Genomic DNA, 17,225 nt, shown 5'->3' with positions numbered 1-17,225 from the left:
TATATTAAAATATTCGCTCAATAACAAAAAATTATATTATAAACAAAATAATAACAATAGAACAAGGAGGGAAAAAATGGACATCACTAAAAAACATATTATTTTAACATTAGTTATTTTAATAATAGCACTTGGTGCTGTTTCAGTAGCTAGTGCATATACAGGAACCGGTTTTTCACATGATATTCCAACTTCAAAATATAATGGTCTTTCAGATTCAGATATCCTAAACAAATACAACAAAACAGATTGTCATGTAGAAGAAACTGGTATTTGTACTAAGGTTGTTGATGGAGACACTATCTATTTAGATAATGGCAAAAAAATACGTTTTGTCGGAGTAAATACCCCTGAAAGAGGTGTTGATGGTTATAGCACTTCCAAGGAGTTTGTTCAAAAATTATGTTTAAACAAAGAAGTAGGTATTGATATCGATAATTCGAAATACACTGATCGTTATGGTAGGACATTAGCCGTCGTTATTGTTGATGGAAAAAATGTTAATGAAATGCTTTTAAAAGAAGGGCTTGCTGAAATAATGTACATGCCACCTAGTGAATTTAACCCATTTGAATGGGGGACTGACAGCACACATGTAGATACTACACATAGCTCATCTTCAACAACTACCAGTCCATCAAGTGCAGAATCTACAGCTTCATCAGATTCTGCTAACTACATTGGCAATGCAAATTCAGGAAAATTCCATGTTGCTGGTTGTACTGGTGCTAATCGTATGTCTGAAAACAATAAAGTATTCTTTTCAAGTAGAGATGATGCAATAAATCAAGGATATACACCGTGTAAAATGTGTAATCCTTAACTCTTCTTTTTTTATTATAAAAATAATTTTAAAAAATGTAACAATTAAACTATTTAAACATGACAATAGGTTAAAAAAAATAGTAAATATGAGGAAGTCAAATATCCTCAAAGTAAATTTATCTAAAAATAAAAACAGGATTTTTTTCTTGATTGAAGACTTCCAGTTGTTCATCACCATAATTCAAATATAAACAATTAGAGTCAGTTACTTCACCAACAACTGCTGCTTCAATTGAATATTTATCAAGATACTCTTTAATATATTCGCATTTATCTTCACTTGCAGTAAACACAAAACCTGAACCTGGATATGATCTAAGCCAATCTAGCCAAGAAACTGCCTCATTTCTTGGAATCTCTTCCAAATTAACAACTGCTCCTTTTTTAGAAGTTTCTAAAAGCATTTCTAAGGTTCCTAAAATTCCAGGATTTGATATATCCTTTCCAGATTTTATATAATCATGTTCTGCTAAATATTGAACAGCAGTAATCTGATCTCTGACAATCTGTGCATCCTTATTGTAAGTTGTATCCCAATTCAGGCTAAACATCTCGTGAGGTTTTCCATCAAGATCAATTGCAACAATTATTTTGTCTCCAATTTCTGCTCCAAAACTTGTTATAATCTTATCTTTTTGAGCTATTCCAACAATAGCTACTCCTAATGAGTCAACTTCGCCATCAGGATGTAAATGTCCACCAACCATCGGAACACCAAACTTTAAGCATCCATCTTTGATACCTTTTAGTAAGTCTTCATAAATATCATCGTTAGATATAGACATAATATTAACCATAGCCAATGGTTTTCCACCCATTGCCGCAATATCATTCACATTTACTAAAACAGAACAATATCCTGCCCAATATGGATTTATGTTCATAATGTCTCCCCAAATACCATCAGCTGCAATAAGCATTACCTGATTATTTCCAATGTCGATAGCTGAAGCATCATCACCAATGTCAATTACAACATCACCTGAAACATTATATGATTCCTCCAAAAGAGAAATTACATTATTAATAGAACTTTTACGAGATACTCCTTTAAACTCTTGAATTTCTTTAACAAGATTTTTAAAATCCAAAGATTACACTTCCTAACTATTTAATATAACTTATTTTATATTCACAATTAATATTATTTATTATTTCAATTATTTTATCTCGAACTTCACCAATGCTTGAATAATCAAATGATTCCTGTACACCGTTAAACATTATCTTTTTAATATCTCTACCAACAATATCATCAAAACCACTTTCAACTTCAAAAATGATAGAATTTTTAACCTTAAATCCATCTTCCACAACCTTATCCAAATCCCCATCAGTTATTCCAATTATAGGCATATCAAATCTATAAAGTATATCAGAAGATATTAAAGTAGTATCATCACCCACACAAATTACCATAGAAGAATCAATGAATCGATATACATCTTCACCTGCGTGGTCTAAAAATGAAATTTTAAAATTATTAAGCTTATTTGTTGAAATTACTCTTGGTGTGACTTTCGCATGTCTTAAAAGACCAGTCTTTATAACTGCTGATTCCAAATCGACTTCACCTAATTTTTCAAGGCCATGTTGTTTTAGTTCACCACCCACTATATCAACAATATGATTATCACGAGCTATTAATATAAGTTTATCAGAGTTTGTTTTGCCTATAATAACACTATTGACCATGATATTTTCACCAGGACTTACTCCATGAACAATTCTTTGATTAACACCAACATTATCTTGCTTAATGTGGTTTTCATAGACCTCCTCAGGATACACAATTGATAAGTTTAATTTTTCTGATAACTCATCCACAATCTCTAACTTATTATTCCAAGGGATAATACTACCATCTTCTTCACCCGGTCGTTCAATTTGAACTATTGGAATATTATTCTCCCCAATTTTATTAATATAGTGATTATACACTTTATATCCGAAAACTTGACCTGTAACGTCAGATTTTCCATAATTAATTAAAAAAATCAAATCAACATTATCATCATAGAAAATCTTTAAAGAATCGCTGGGAACTAATTTACGTGTTATATCAATTATACCCTCTAAGCTAGCATCAATGACTGCAGTTCTACCCATTGTACCTCCAAGCCTTACTGAAACATCCCCATAATTTTTAAGCAAGTTAATTAGTTTTAATGCATATCCTGAATCAATAATATTAGGACCATGAACAACGATACCTATTCTCATTTGCCCACCTTAATCCTTTTTTTAAATATTCTTGATCCACAAATCTCACAGTCATCAAACGGATAATCTTCACTGTATTCTTTTTTACATCCTTCGCAAACTTTTTTCCAATTATAAACTTCTTTAATACCTTCAGTTATAACCCCGGAATAAGGAATCCTCAATATCTTCAAAGTATTCTGGATAGTATAATCATCAGTAATTACCATTACGTTTCTACCTTCTTTTGAAAACATGTATGCAAGTGAAATTAATTTTTTATCCGGTAAAGACAACCTTAAAATATCACCAGACTCAGATATAATTTCATTAACACAATTTACATATTTATTTGGGACTTCATGTATAGTTAATTTACACTCATCAATAGCCATGTCAAATGTTAATCTAGATTCAAAATCTTTAATTTCAGCAGTGATTTCTGGAACTGTGAAATTATTGTTAGAAGTCAATTCAAATCCATTAATAAAAGCAGAAGCATCTAATACATAACAAATTTCCATGTAACTATATTAAATTTTATGAATTAATAAAGTTTAGTAATTGAAAGAAAGTAAAATAACACTTTAAATTAAGCTATAAAGTTTATAACAATCTTAATAATGCAATATAATGATATTATAATGAATTTTTAAGGGATTTGGAATAGATTTGGGACAATATTGGAAAAATCTATTTAAATTTAAATAAAAAAATTTGATATTATCAAAAATTGGAGGAATATGAAAATGGAAATTCATAATGAAATCAACAATGATATCAAATTTCTTACGAAATCAGAAATTCGGCTAAAAATACTAAGTGAACTAGAAAATAATCCCAATAGCATACATGAACTTGTTAAAAAGACTAAAATAACATATAGCTCTGTATCAAGCAACATCTCAAAATTAGAACATAATAACTACATTAAAAAAATAAAATCAAAATACTACTTAAATCCAATGACCAAAATCTATTACCAAACATTGATGGACTTTAAGAAAAGTGTGGAAATAATAAATAATTATAGTGAATTCTGGAACAAACACGACCTAAACCAAATAAATATAGACTCTTTAAGAAATATCACTGATTTAAAAGATTCTCAATTAGTAGAAACAACATCACTTGATATCTACAAAACCCATAATGCCATAAAAACTCAAATAATGGAATCAAAATCACTTAAAGCCATATTTCCATACTTACATCCAGAATATCCTCAATTAATCGAAAATATCTTAAAAGATAACGGGAAAGTTGAGATAATAGTTCCAAAAAGTATCTTTCGTGCAATTATATCCAAAATTGATACTAAAATCAAACAAAATGCAATCAGTGATAAAAACTTGATTATTTATCCTGTCGAAAATAATTTGAAGATATATCTAACAATTTGTGATAAATCAATGAGCTTCGGACTATTTAAAAATGATGAAAGTTTCGATCAAAACAGAATATTAATTTCAAATACTAAAAAATCTAAAACATGGGCAGAAGACTTATTTGAAAATATAAAGTGTGATGTGATAAAATGACCAACATTCAAACCAAGAGAGAATTAAACGATGAATATCAAAATGTAAAATACATTTTAACATCAACCATGAGAACAAAATTGCTCTTAACACTTTATGAACATCCAAAAAAATTAGAAGAACTAAGAGAAAACCTAAAAAAGCCTTCAGCAACAATATTGCACGGACTTAAAGAGTTAGAAAATAAGAATTTAATTCAAAAAATTCAAAAACATTATAAATTAACTTCAAATGGTTATATTCTTACAACAAACATGATAAAATTAATTGAAAACTGGCATTCCATAAATAAAGGCAAACAATTTTGGAATAATCACGATTTATCAGAAATTCCAGAAGAAATGCTAAAAGATATTTACCTATTAAAAAATGTTGAATATGAAACCTCAACAACAAGTGACCTATCAAATGCATTTAATAAATATATCCACTTAATTTTAAAATCAGCAGAATTAAAGATAATTCTTCCAATTTACTCTGAAAATCATTTTAATTATCTAATCGAGTTTTTAAATATGAATGAACATTCAAAATTGGAGTTGATAGTTAATGAAAAAATCTTAAATTCAATCAGAGAAAATACGGACTTAGAAGAGAAATTATTAGAAAATGAAAAAGTGACAGTCAAATGCATCGAACAAGATTTAAAGCTATTTTTGACCTGCTCAAATAATTTCATGTCATTAACATTGTTCTTAAACGATGGGCATTATGATGATTCTCAAATTTTAATTGGAAAGGACGAAAATTCAATAAAATGGGCTTTAAATTTAATTCGATGTTTTTCACATAAATAATTAAAAAGGGCATCGATTATGTTAAATGCAGAGCTAATTCCAATAAGTAAAATAAAAAATAAAGAGCTGTCGAGTTTATTAATTGCTAGGAAAGGCGGTGTAACCACTATTAAAATAACTGACCAAATACTATATCAACCTAGCAATGCAAATCAACTATCGAAAATACTTCAATTAGATTACAAAACAATAACATATCATTTAAATCTCATGATTGACCATAAATTTATCGAGAAAGAACAAATTACCCATAGCTACATATATTACCCTAGCAAAAAATTATATAAATATATTGAAGAGTATAATATGATAAAAAATTTTCTTAAAATTGAGTAGGAATGATCTGAATATGAAAAGTAAAACAGCAATGGAACATCAAAAAATGTCCTCAAAAGACATTACTTGTGGTGTAATCACATTAAGTGATAGTAGAAAATCAAAAAAAGTAGATTTATCCGGCCAATATATGGCAGAAGAAATTGAAACTAGATACACTTTAAAATCTAGAAGTCTAATTCCAGATGAAAAAAACGATTTGATTAATACAATTGAAACCATGATTGATGAGGATATCGATGTTATTTTAACAACAGGTGGTACAGGCCTTGATCCTCGTGATATCACAGTTGAAACAGTCGAATCACTTTTCGAGAAAAAACTTGACGGATTTGGGGAAATGTTTAGAGCAAAATCTTATGAGGAGATTGGTGCTGCAGCATTACTTTCAAGAGCCACAGCTGGAATTTATAAAAAAACAGTTATTTTTTCCATGCCCGGTTCTCCCAATGCAGTTAAAACTGCATTTAGCATAATCATTGATGAACTTCCCCATTTTGTCCATCATGTTAAAAAATGATGAAATTAATTTTTCATCATTAATTCTTTTTTTTAATCAAAAAATTCATTAACATTTATTAAAGGTTCTAATTCAATACCTTCTTTTTCAAACGCTTCAATAGCACCTTCTTGACGATCAACTACAACAAAAGCTCTTGTTACATTACCACCATTATCATTGATAGCTTTGATAGCTTTAAGAAGTGATCCACCAGTAGTTGAAACATCTTCAACAACAATGACGTTATCACCTTCGTTTAATTCGCCTTCAATCAATTTAGAAGTACCATATCCTTTCTTTTCTTTACGAATCATCAATAATGGAATCCTTGATTCTAATGAAACAGCAGTAGCTATTGGAACAGCACCTAATGCTGGACCTGCAACTTTATCAACTTCCTCCAAATCAAGCTTTGAAGTAATTAGTTTCGAAATAGCTGAAAGAATCTCCGGTTCTGTAATAGCTTTTTTCATATTAATATAATAATTACTTTTCTTTCCGGAGGATAATGTGAAATCTCCTTCAAGAAATACATCATTATCTTTTAATAAATTAATTAAATATTCTTTAGAAACCATAAAAATCAATTAAATATCATCTTCACCTTTAAGTAAAATTTTATCACCAATAGCTTTAACTAATTCCATTGGGACAATATTTTCACTAGCTTTAATTTGTTCTGCTAATCCTGTTTTTTTAATTACTAAATCTGTGATTTCAAAAGTATCCTTATCAAAAACCACATCATTAACTTTTCCAACAATTTGGATCTCTGAATCAAGAACTTCTTTACCAAATAATTCATCTTTAATTCTCATAAAAAAACACCTTATTTCTATTATTGTATTTTCAATTTAAATATATTTCTCATGTAAATAAAACCATAATGAAAAATTGTATTAAATATAAACAATATAATAACAATATTAAATTGAAGGTGAATTTATGGAAAAAGAAACTTTCACAGTATCAGAAATTAATTCCTATCTCAATAAAAAATTGAAAAAAGACCCTCAATTGAAAAATATTCTAATCAAAGGTGAGATTTCAAATTATAAGTCTTATTCTAGTGGACATAGTTATTTTACTTTGAAAGATGAAAAATCCCAAATTTCCGCAGTAATGTTTAAAGGTAATAAAGATAGATTCCTCAAATTTGATCCTGAAAATGGTATGAAAGTAATCATAAAAGGAAAAATCAAAATTTATGAAAAAACAGGAAAATATCAATTATATACTACAACAATGACTGAAGATGGAATAGGAAACTTACATATTGCTTATGAGCAGCTAAAGAAAAAGCTTTCAAAAGAAGGACTATTTGATGATTCACATAAAAAAGAAATACCAAAATATCCTAAAAAAATAGGTGTTATCACAGCACAAACGGGTGCAGCAATTAGAGATATCATTACAACTATAAAGAAAAGATATCCAATATGCGAAATTTTAGTCTTTTCAACATTAGTCCAAGGAGATCAAGCCGCACCTCAAATTGTAAAGCAGATTAACCATGCTCAAGAATTTGACTTAGATACATTAATTGTTGGTAGAGGTGGAGGTAGCATTGAAGACTTATGGCCTTTTAATGAAGAAATTGTTGCAAATGCTATTTATAACTGCAAAATTCCAGTTATAAGTGCAGTAGGTCATCAAATTGATTATACTATATCCGACTTTGTGGCAGATAAAAGAGCACTTACACCTACTGATGGTGCTATAACTGCAGTACCTGACCTAAACGAAGTTGAAAATAACATAGCTCAACTTTCAAATAGGCTGAATAAATCCATTTTTGATATTATTAATCAGAAGAAGACCAAATTATCCCATCTCTCTGAAAAACAAGTTTTGAAAAATCCAGAGGCCATTTATGAAATAAAAGCAATGGGTTTAGACAACCTAATTAATAAGTTGAATTTTACATCTAAAAACCTAATAAACGACAATAAAACAAAATTATTCAAATTGAAAAACTCAATTGTTTTAAAAAATCCTAGTGAAATAACAAGAACTAAAAAAGAAGCATATTTAAAAAATTTTGAAAAATTAGAAATATTGAATCCTCTTTTAACACTAAAAAGAGGCTATACATTAGCAAAAACTAATGGCAAAGTTATTTCCTCTGCAAAAGAGGTTAGATCCGGAGATCAAATTGATATTGAATTTGACGATGGGATAGTAAATACTAAGGTGATATAATGGAAAATTTAAGTTTTGAAGAAAGTTTAGATAAACTAGAAGAAATCGTTAACAAATTAGAAAATGGTGATGTGCCATTAGACGATGCAATCTACGAGTTTAACAATGCAATGAAATTAGTTAAAATATGTGATGATAAATTAACATCTGCTGAAGAATCAATAGCTAAAATTGTTAAAGAAAACGGAGAAGTTATAGATTTTAATCTTACTGAATAAAATAGTTAATCCAATATCGGATAACTATTACAATTTTCTTTTAATATTTTTAGCTAGATTTATAAATCATTTCTCTTTTTTTAATTAAATTACAATCTACATCATCAATAAATTTAAAACATAACCTATAACAACTAAAACCACATCTAAATTTTTTATAAAATTCATTAATTAATGTTATATCCGAATACTGAATTACTTGCCTTATCTAAATTCTTTCAGTTGATATAACTGTAACTTCAACATTTTAAATAAATCTAATACAATATTCAAATTATTCATTTCAGCTAGTGTAATCAATCATATTAAATAATTTGAATCAATTTCAATTAAGCTATATTCATTTATTAAGTAGTCTTGAACATCATGAGTTTCAAGATAATCTATTGCATTAATCAAATGTTAATTAAAAACAGATTTTGCACATCTCGTCAAATTCTATTATAAATTAATTAGAATAGCATTTAAGTAAAAAAAATATCATCATTTGATGCTTTAAAAATAAATCTGTTTAATATATGAAAAAAATAAAAAAAGAAAGAAATTATAAAAATCTCTTTATATTTACATCATTGGAGGCATTCCGCCCATTGCGGAAGGATCCATACCCATATCTTCTGGGCCTTTAGTGGATGCAATTACATCATCGATTCTTAAAATCATTTCAGCTGCTTCAGATGCAGATTGGATAGCTTGTTTTTTGACACGTTTAGGTTCAATTACTCCAGCTTCTTTCATGTCTGCTACTTCACCAGTGAATACATCTAATCCCATGTAATAAGAGGTTTCTTGAGCTGCTCTTAAATCTACTAAAGAATCAATGCTGTCTAAACCTGCATTTTCAGCTAAGGTTTTTGGTACAACTTCTAAAGCTTCTGCAAATGCATTTACAGCTAATTGTTCTCTTCCAGAGATAGATTCAGCGTAATCTTTGAGTTTTTTAGCCATTGCAATTTCTGGAGCTCCTCCACCAGCAACAACTTTGTCATCCTCTACAGTAGCAGCAACTACACCGATTGCGTCTTCAATAGCTCTTACGATTTCATCAACGATGTGTTTGGTACTTCCTCTTACGAATAAAGTTACAGATTTAGCTCCACTGCATTCTTCTACAAAGATCATTTCTTCACCAGAAACTTTTCTTTCTTCAACAATACCAGCTTGACCTAAATCATCAGCAGTTAAATCGTCTAAGTTAGTAATAACATTAGCACCAGTTGCTCTGGATAATTTTTCAATATCAGATTTTTTAACTCTTCTTACAGCTAAAATACCAGCTTTGGATAAGTAGTGTTGTGCTAAATCATCGATACCTTTTTGTGCGAATAAAACATTTGCACCAGCATTAACAACTTGGTCAACCATGTCTTTAACCATTTTTTCTTCTTGTTCGATGAAAGCTTGCATTTGAGCAGGGTCGGTAATTCTGATTTCTGCATCAACTTCAGTTTCTTTTACTTCTAAAGGAGCGTTGACTAATGCGATTTTTGCATCTTTAATTTCAGCAGGCATTCCAGGATGTACTCTTTCTTTGTCTACAATTACACCTTCGACTAAGCTGGATTCTTCAACAACAGCTCCATCTTTTTTCTCGATTTTGATGTTGTCGATGTCAACTTCATTATTATCAGCAACAGCTTCTACAGCATCAACGATTAATTTTGCTAATGGTTCACGCGCTGCTTCAGTTCCTTTACCAGTCATTGCAGTCATAGCTACTTTTAATAAAATATCAGAATCAACATCATCAATTGCGATTTCATCTAAAATTTCTTGTGCTTTTTCTGCAGCTTTTCTGTATCCCATAGCAATGATAGTTGGGTGAATATCTGAGTCAAGTAAGCTTTCAGATTTTTTTAATAATTCTCCAGCAATAATTACTGCAGTAGTAGTTCCGTCTCCAACTTCATCTTCTTGAGTTTTTGCTACTTCTACGAGCATTTTTGCTGCAGGATGTTCAATATCCATTTCTTTTAAGATTGTAACACCGTCGTTGGTTACTACAATATCACCAAGTCCATCAACTAACATTTTGTCCATTCCTTTTGGACCTAATGTGGTTCTTACAGTTTCAGCTAATACTTTACCAGCTAAAATGTTATTTCTTTGAGCATCTCTACCAACAGATCTATTTGTACCTTCAGGTAAAATAAAAATTGGTTGTCCTTGTGCCATTAATAATCACCTTTTTTAATTTTATAAAATAATTAGATCAGTTTAATAATCAACATGAAAAAATAAGTCATAGTGTTGAATAAAACCTTTCTACTATAATTAATGAGTTTAAGGTTATATAAATACTTTATGGTTTAAAATAAATTAAAGTAAGAAAAAGATAAGTGTTCATAAAATCATGATTAAAACAAATATGACAACAAATAAAGCATTTATTTTACAAATTATAAGGGATTATTATAAAAAAAGTTAAGAATAAGTAGCATCATCTACTTATTTTTTCTCGAATCTGAAAGGAGGAGTAACATCTTGAGTTTCATAAGCTTTTTGCTCTTCTTGAAGTTCATTAAAGAAAGCATTAATCTCTTCTAATCTTTTAATTTTACCCTCTCTTTTAGTTAACTCATTTTGAAGTTTGAAATAATCTTCACGAGGAACAGTTTGTTCTTTTAACAAGCTAAGCTCATTATCCTTAGCACTGATTTCACTTTGTAATTGATTCTTAAGAGTGAAATAATCTTCTTTAGGAATAGATTTTTCTTTTATATATTCCAACTCACTATTACGAGCAGAAAGTTCATTTTCAAATCTTGTCTGAAGAGAAATATAATCCTCTTTAGGAATAGTATTTTCTTTTAAACTATTAATTTGATTATTTAAATTTTTAATTTCAAATTCAGATTTGGATTGAAGAGTTTCATAATCTTTTTTAGGGATAGTTTCTTCTTTTAAGTTAGTTATTTCAGCATCTTTTGCATCAATTTCAGATTTTAATCTGGATTGAAGATCAACATATTCATCTTTAGAAATAGTTTGATGTTTTAAAGTATCGAATTCACTCTTTCTTTTACTAATTTCACTATCTTTTATGCGAATTTCATTCTCTTTAATTTCTAATTGTTTTTCAAGTTCTAAAATTTGAGTCTGAGATTCAACATTGTTTTCAAGTTTAATAACCCTGATTTTATAATCATCAATAGTCCTTGAAAGAGTATTAATAGTAGCTTCTTTTTCAGCAATGCTTTTATAAGAATCAGTTAATCTTTCATTTACATCAGCTAATTCCTCTTTCTTGTAAGTCCTTAACTGTTCAGCAAAATATTCTTTAATTTCATCAAGAGAATTATTAACATAATCTAATTCATAAATTCTATCCTCTTGATTTTTAATTAAAATATCTTTTTCATCAAGCTGTTTTTTTAAAAGATTAATTTCATCTTCTGCCCTAAATTTAATGACTGATACTTCTTTTTCCTTATCAATTACATCTTTCTCTAACTCTTTAATTCTTTGAGGAGTGTTATCCTTAGCCCTTTCCACGTCAAGTTCAGTTAAATCATATTTTAACTTATTAATTTCTAATAAACAAGATCGAATTAAAGAATGTAAAGTATCTTTTTCAACATCCATTCCTAATTGCATTTTATCCCTTAGTTTAAATTTTATCCCAATATCGATTTCAAATTAGTAACCCTTTATAAATTCAAAATTTCGATATAATGTACAATATAATTCCTTAATATAAAATATTAATTTTATACTATTTAAATTAAACCCTTAAATTAACTTAAAAATAAAAATAAAACCTATAAGAAAACATAAGGCAAAAATAGAAAATTTAGAAAAAAAATAAGAAGAATAAAATGATAAAATTAGAGTATTTTATCATTAATCAATTCAGCATTCAATATAGATGCTCCAGCAGCACCACGAATAGTATTATGTCCAACAAGAACATATTTAAAACTATTATCAAATGCTTGGTCTTTTCTCATCCTACCAACTGTAACAGCCATACCATTACTTGCATTTCTATCCATACGAGGTTGTGGTCTGTCATTTTCCTCTTTAACAATGACAGGATTTTTAGGAGCTGAGAATAAATTTAATTCTTGTGGTAATGCCTTAAAGTTTGCCATTTTACTTTTAACATCTTCAATGTCAAATTCATCATCCAATTCAACAAAGACCGCTTCAGTATGTCCATCAATAACTGGTACTCTATGACAAGATGCACTTAATTTAAAATCTGCACTAGTTACACTATTTCCATCGTAAGAACCTAACAAATGAAGAGTTTCACTTTCCATTTTCTCCTCTTCATTACCAATATAAGGAACAAGATTATCAACAATTGCCATTGATGGAACACCATTATAACCCGCACCAGATACTGCTTGCATGGTTGATACTCTAATAGAATTCACATTAAAATTATCCACAATAGGTTTTAATGTCAAAGTTAATGCAATAGTAGAACAATTTGGATTAGTAACAATGAATCCGTCCCAATCATTTTCCTTCTGTTGAGCATCAATCATATCCAAATACTCTGGATTAACCTCAGGAATTACTAATGGAATATTTTTTTTCATTCTGTGTGCACTAGCATTACTTGCAACAACATAATCCTTTGCGAATTCCTTTTCAACTTTTTCTGCAAATTCAGTTGGAAGAGATGAAAATACAATATCCACATCATTATCCATGTCATCAGGATTAGTTTCACAAACAGTAATATCTTTTACAGATTCTGGCATTTCACTATCTAAATACCAGGTAGTGGCATCCTCATATTTTTTACCTGCTGAACGAGAAGATGCTGCTAATGCTGTAATTTCAAAATCTGGATGGTTTTCGAGTAATTGAATAAATCTTTGACCAACCATTCCAGTTGCACCAAGTACACCTACTTTTACCATATTATCCACCTATTCTAAACCTAAAACATCATTCATACTACTTACAACACCTTTTTGTGCAGTAGGCACATATCTTAAAGCTCTAATTACACCAGCAATAAATACTTCTCGGGTATGAGCTTGATGTTTAACTTCAATTCTTTCGCCTTCACCAACAAACATTACAGTATGGTCTCCAACGATATCTCCACCACGGATGGCATGAACACCAATTTCTTCAGGAGTTCTTTTTCCAACTAAACCTTTTCTTCCGAACACACCAACTTCTTCAGGATCTCTATTTAAAGCATCAGCAATTACTTCAAATGCTGTCATAGCAGTTCCAGATGGAGCATCTTTTTTCTGATTGTGGTGAGCTTCAATAATTTCAATATCAAAATCATATAAAATAGGAGCTAATTTTTTTAATGTGTTGAAAAATACATTAACGCCTATAGCCATGTTAGATGAGATAACTGCACCCACATTATTATCTTTAACATTTTTAATATTCAAAGCCATTTGTTCATCAGTAAAACCAGTAGTACCGACAACAACATTAACTCCACATGCAGTAGCTATTTTAATAGTTTCAACTGCTGCAGGAGCAATAGTGAAATCAACTAAAACTTCAGCACCAGATGTTTTTAATGTTTCTTCCAATTTTTCAGACCCAACAATTTCAACACCAATTTCCTCAATACCTGCTTGAATACCTGCATCTTTACCTGCAAGAGGAGAATTTGGCATTTCAATAGCTGCAACTACTTCCATATCATCTTGTTCAGTGACTTTTTTAATAATACCGGAGCCCATTCTTCCAGCAGCTCCAGTTACTGCTACTTTAATCATAATATTACCCACTTAAATTAAATTAGAATCTTTTAATGCTTTTTTAAGCATTTCTAAATTTTCATCTTTCATTTCACATAATGGTTCTCTTAAAGGACCTGAAGGAAGACCCATTAAATTCATTGCTGTTTTAACAGGTACAGGATTACTTTCAACAAAAAGAACCCTTATTAATTCTAACATTTCATAATGAAGTTCTAATGCTCTTGTATAATCATCATTTAAAATACTATCAACCATTAAAACCATTCTTTTTGTATCAATATTTGCAGATGCACTAATTACACCAGTACCTCCAACTGCCATAATAGGTAAAGTTAAAGAGTCTTCACCTGAGAGAATATTGAATTTATCTTCTAAACCCTCATGAGTAAGTGCCCTATACAGATCAGATATTTTATCCACACTACCACTAGCTTCTTTAATAGCATCAATACCATCAATTTTAGCTAATTCCACAGCAGTTTCAACCTCAATATTACATCCAGTACGTGATGGAACATTATAAACAATAATTGGAACATCACAACCTTCTGCAATAGTGCCATAATGGTTTACTAAAGCATGCTGTTGTGGTTTATTGTAATATGGAGTAATTAACAAAGCTGAATCAACACCAGCATCATAAGCAAATTTAGTAAGAGATAATGCTTCTGATGTAGAGTTACTTCCAGTTCCTGCAACTGTATCAACTCTACCGTTAACTTCATCCACTAAAACTTCAATGACTTTACGATGTTCATCATGAGTCATAGTAGCGGATTCCCCTGTAGTTCCTGCGCCAACTAAACCATTTACCCCCCTATCAATTAAATAATTGATATTTGATCTAAAACCTTCTTCATCAAAAGTTCCATCTTTGGTAAATGGAGTAACCATAGCAACATATGTTCCTTCAAAATTCATTCTAAAACCTCTGTTATTAATTTATGTGCTTTTTCACCATCTTCCCAATCAACAAACAATACAACAGCAGTTTGAGAGGAAGTTATTTCTAAAATATTAATATTATTTTTTCTAAGTGGTTCTGTAATATCTGATATAATGCCTGGAGTTTCAATGATATCCGGACTAACAAAAGTTATCATTGCAGTATCTCTTCCAAGAGATAAAGAACTTAAAACATCTGTATCAATTACTAACTGATGCAACAAGAGATATGCCTTATTTGAATCTGATTTGTTTACAAATATAGTAATTGAATTTTGACCTGCAGACATACCAAAAATATTAATACCATTATCAGCAAGAGCTGTAGTTAATTTGGCCATTAAACCAACTTTTTTAAGCATAGCTTCTCCAACAATAGCTATAAGTGAAATAGGATTTTTATAAAGGGTAACACATTTCAACATATCGCTTTCAAAAGGCCCAACAATACGAGTGCCCTTAGAAGATAAATCCCCATTAGCGAAATTAATAATTTTTGCACTTATTAATGGATCTTTGTATTTTAATGCATGTGGATGTAAAACCTGTGCCCCATGAGTAGCTAAATCTCTCAATTCCTCAACAGAAATGGTATCCAACAGTTCTGCATCCTCAATTTTATTAGGATCAGTTGACATTACACCATCTACATCGGTAACAATAACTACTTCATTAGCATCTAAACAATGACCCATTAAAAATGCTGTGATATCACTTCCACCTCTTCCTAAAGTTGTGATTTCACCACTAGGTCCTTTTCCTAAAAATCCACAGATGACTGGTATAACCCCTTGATTAATAAGTTGCTTGATTCCTTCAGCTTTATCATTAGAGATATTTAAATCTATTTTAGCTTCTAAAGAATTAGAATCAGTTATAATCGGCCATAATTCATTATAAGGATCAATGAATTCAGATTTTACACCTAAAGATTCAATAGTTGCGGAGAATAATCTAGCACTAGTTAATTCACCCATAGCCATAATTTCTGCCTTTTGCTTGTCGGTCAAACTAGAACCAATAGCCTCATTAGATAACCCAATGAGCTCATCAGTAGTCTTGTTAACAGCTGAAACTACAACTACTACTTGACTGCCTTTCATATACTCATTTACTACAGACTGCGCTGCTTTTTTAATTTTGGAACCATCACCCACCGAGGTTCCTCCGAATTTTACTACTATTAAATCCATTAAGTTCACCTATTTTCTTAAAATTAATTGAATATTTTTTAATCCAACTAATAAAATACTAGTATATATGTTTATATGAACATATTAATAAACTTTATAAAAATAACTATGCTAAAAAAAAGTTTTAAAATTAAAAAAATAATTAAATAAAAAAAGAGTAATAAAAAAATATGAAAAAAAGCTTATTCTCTGGTTTGTTCTAACCTTACAAGCCTAGTTACATATCCTGCGATTTTATTTCTTAAATGTTTAGTACTTACGGTTGAGTGTTCTTGTACTAATTTTTTATTTTGTTCAAAATCAGTAGTGAAAACACCATTATGAGTTTCGATAAGTTCTTTTGCTAAACGTTTAACAAATGAAGTTCTAATATTTCCCATCAGCATTCCTCCTTAAAATTCCTTTTTGTGCATTTTTATTTAAAATAGTCAACATATCTACTATTTGATTAATAATATCAACATCAAGATTTTTTTCTTCAGATAATCTCTTAATTTTTTCATGGATAGCCTTTTCTCTAAACTCATCAAAAACAGGCATTTCCAAATAATCCTTAGAGCTAGCTATATCCTTTGCAAGAGCAGTTCTCTGTGAAATTAAATCAAGTAATTGATTATCAATTTCATCAATAGATTTTCTTGATGCTTTTAGAAGTTCCTCAGCCTCTTTCTTATTTTTAAAAGATTTTATCTCACAACCTCCATTCAAAAAAATCACCAAATTGATAATAATGATAATAATATAATTTATACTTATTATAGTATATAAACT

At 29.6% G+C, this 17,225-nt stretch carries 20 protein-coding genes; 7 read left to right on the top strand and 13 right to left on the bottom strand.

The annotated features are described in order from the left end of the window. Window positions 1-76: 76 nt before the first annotated feature. On the top strand, window positions 77-823 hold the full coding sequence (locus ACR0P1_RS02470) for a thermonuclease family protein (protein ID WP_432644824.1): 747 nt from the start codon (window positions 77-79) through the stop codon (window positions 821-823). Window positions 824-941: 118 nt separating this feature from the next. Here the strand turns inward: ACR0P1_RS02470 and ACR0P1_RS02465 are convergent, their stop codons facing one another. From ACR0P1_RS02465 to ACR0P1_RS02455, 3 genes are read right to left on the bottom strand one after another with little or no spacing between them, the layout of a single operon-like run. Continuing rightward, complete coding sequence (locus ACR0P1_RS02465; protein WP_432644823.1) at window positions 942-1,916, bottom strand: methanogenesis marker 2 protein; 975 nt, start codon at window positions 1,914-1,916, stop codon at window positions 942-944. A gap of 16 nt (window positions 1,917-1,932) precedes the next feature. Then, complete coding sequence (locus ACR0P1_RS02460; protein WP_432644822.1) at window positions 1,933-3,048, bottom strand: DUF2117 domain-containing protein; 1,116 nt, start codon at window positions 3,046-3,048, stop codon at window positions 1,933-1,935. After that, the gene (locus ACR0P1_RS02455; protein WP_432644821.1) at window positions 3,045-3,551 is read right to left on the bottom strand and encodes a type II toxin-antitoxin system VapC family toxin; all 507 of its coding nucleotides are present in this window, start codon (window positions 3,549-3,551) and stop codon (window positions 3,045-3,047) included. The genes ACR0P1_RS02460 and ACR0P1_RS02455 overlap by 4 nt, the downstream gene beginning before the upstream one ends. A gap of 225 nt (window positions 3,552-3,776) precedes the next feature. Here ACR0P1_RS02455 and ACR0P1_RS02450 point away from each other — a divergent pair, with 225 nt between their 5' ends. Genes ACR0P1_RS02450 through ACR0P1_RS02435 form a run of 4 tightly spaced genes read left to right on the top strand, consistent with a single transcriptional unit; the run spans window position 3,777 to window position 6,221 of the window. Next, on the top strand, window positions 3,777-4,568 hold the full coding sequence (locus ACR0P1_RS02450) for a helix-turn-helix transcriptional regulator (RefSeq protein WP_432644820.1): 792 nt from the start codon (window positions 3,777-3,779) through the stop codon (window positions 4,566-4,568). Beyond that, window positions 4,565-5,365: a helix-turn-helix transcriptional regulator gene (locus ACR0P1_RS02445; protein WP_432644819.1), complete on the top strand. Its 801-nt coding sequence runs from the start codon at window positions 4,565-4,567 to the stop codon at window positions 5,363-5,365. Before ACR0P1_RS02450 ends, ACR0P1_RS02445 begins: the two co-directional genes overlap by 4 nt. Before the next feature lie 18 nt (window positions 5,366-5,383). Beyond that, window positions 5,384-5,701 carry a winged helix-turn-helix domain-containing protein gene (locus ACR0P1_RS02440; RefSeq protein WP_432644818.1) on the top strand — a complete coding sequence of 106 codons (318 nt, stop codon included), beginning with the start codon at window positions 5,384-5,386 and terminating at the stop codon, window positions 5,699-5,701. 13 nt (window positions 5,702-5,714) lie between these two features. Next, window positions 5,715-6,221, top strand: coding sequence for a MogA/MoaB family molybdenum cofactor biosynthesis protein (locus tag ACR0P1_RS02435; protein ID WP_432644817.1), 507 nt, complete (start codon window positions 5,715-5,717; stop codon window positions 6,219-6,221). 32 nt (window positions 6,222-6,253) lie between these two features. Here the strand turns inward: ACR0P1_RS02435 and pyrE are convergent, their stop codons facing one another. Beyond that, window positions 6,254-6,781: an orotate phosphoribosyltransferase gene (gene pyrE, locus ACR0P1_RS02430; RefSeq protein WP_432644816.1), complete on the bottom strand. Its 528-nt coding sequence runs from the start codon at window positions 6,779-6,781 to the stop codon at window positions 6,254-6,256. A gap of 9 nt (window positions 6,782-6,790) precedes the next feature. After that, complete coding sequence (locus ACR0P1_RS02425; protein WP_432644815.1) at window positions 6,791-7,021, bottom strand: PRC-barrel domain-containing protein; 231 nt, start codon at window positions 7,019-7,021, stop codon at window positions 6,791-6,793. Window positions 7,022-7,148: 127 nt separating this feature from the next. On the opposite strand from ACR0P1_RS02425, the gene xseA reads away from it, so the two are divergent. Further along, complete coding sequence (gene xseA / locus ACR0P1_RS02420; protein WP_432644814.1) at window positions 7,149-8,405, top strand: exodeoxyribonuclease VII large subunit; 1,257 nt, start codon at window positions 7,149-7,151, stop codon at window positions 8,403-8,405. Beyond that, window positions 8,405-8,623, top strand: a complete 219-nt coding sequence (locus tag ACR0P1_RS02415) for an exodeoxyribonuclease VII small subunit (protein WP_432644813.1) — start codon at window positions 8,405-8,407, stop codon at window positions 8,621-8,623. The genes xseA and ACR0P1_RS02415 overlap by 1 nt, the downstream gene beginning before the upstream one ends. A gap of 564 nt (window positions 8,624-9,187) precedes the next feature. Here ACR0P1_RS02415 and thsA read toward each other — a convergent pair. The 8 genes from thsA to ACR0P1_RS02375 form a co-directional block, all read right to left on the bottom strand. Continuing rightward, window positions 9,188-10,798, bottom strand: a complete 1,611-nt coding sequence (gene thsA, locus ACR0P1_RS02410; protein WP_432644812.1) for a thermosome subunit alpha — start codon at window positions 10,796-10,798, stop codon at window positions 9,188-9,190. Between the two features lie 273 nt (window positions 10,799-11,071). Beyond that, on the bottom strand, window positions 11,072-12,220 hold the full coding sequence (locus tag ACR0P1_RS02405) for a hypothetical protein (RefSeq protein ID WP_432644811.1): 1,149 nt from the start codon (window positions 12,218-12,220) through the stop codon (window positions 11,072-11,074). A gap of 230 nt (window positions 12,221-12,450) precedes the next feature. After that, a complete protein-coding gene (asd, locus tag ACR0P1_RS02400) occupies window positions 12,451-13,500 on the bottom strand; it encodes an aspartate-semialdehyde dehydrogenase (RefSeq protein ID WP_432644810.1) in 1,050 nt (349 codons plus the stop codon). A gap of 9 nt (window positions 13,501-13,509) precedes the next feature. After that, window positions 13,510-14,331 (bottom strand): 4-hydroxy-tetrahydrodipicolinate reductase, encoded by an 822-nt coding sequence (gene dapB / locus ACR0P1_RS02395; protein ID WP_432644809.1) that lies wholly within the window; start codon window positions 14,329-14,331, stop codon window positions 13,510-13,512. A 12-nt stretch (window positions 14,332-14,343) separates the two neighbouring features. Next, window positions 14,344-15,237, bottom strand: a complete 894-nt coding sequence (gene dapA, locus ACR0P1_RS02390) for a 4-hydroxy-tetrahydrodipicolinate synthase (RefSeq protein ID WP_432644808.1) — start codon at window positions 15,235-15,237, stop codon at window positions 14,344-14,346. Next, window positions 15,234-16,454 (bottom strand): aspartate kinase, encoded by a 1,221-nt coding sequence (locus tag ACR0P1_RS02385; protein WP_432644807.1) that lies wholly within the window; start codon window positions 16,452-16,454, stop codon window positions 15,234-15,236. Before ACR0P1_RS02385 ends, dapA begins: the two co-directional genes overlap by 4 nt. 182 nt (window positions 16,455-16,636) lie before the next feature. Further along, window positions 16,637-16,834 carry a 30S ribosomal protein S17e gene (locus ACR0P1_RS02380; protein WP_432644806.1) on the bottom strand — a complete coding sequence of 66 codons (198 nt, stop codon included), beginning with the start codon at window positions 16,832-16,834 and terminating at the stop codon, window positions 16,637-16,639. Then, complete coding sequence (locus tag ACR0P1_RS02375; protein WP_432644805.1) at window positions 16,821-17,162, bottom strand: chorismate mutase; 342 nt, start codon at window positions 17,160-17,162, stop codon at window positions 16,821-16,823. The genes ACR0P1_RS02380 and ACR0P1_RS02375 overlap by 14 nt, the downstream gene beginning before the upstream one ends. Between the last annotated feature and the right edge of the window lie 63 nt (window positions 17,163-17,225).

The sequence above is a fragment of the Methanobrevibacter sp. genome (assembly GCF_050872065.1).
Lineage (GTDB): Archaea > Methanobacteriota > Methanobacteria > Methanobacteriales > Methanobacteriaceae > Methanocatella.
Note: the sequence above shows the minus strand (reverse complement) of the source record. Positions and strands in the feature narration are given on the sequence as shown.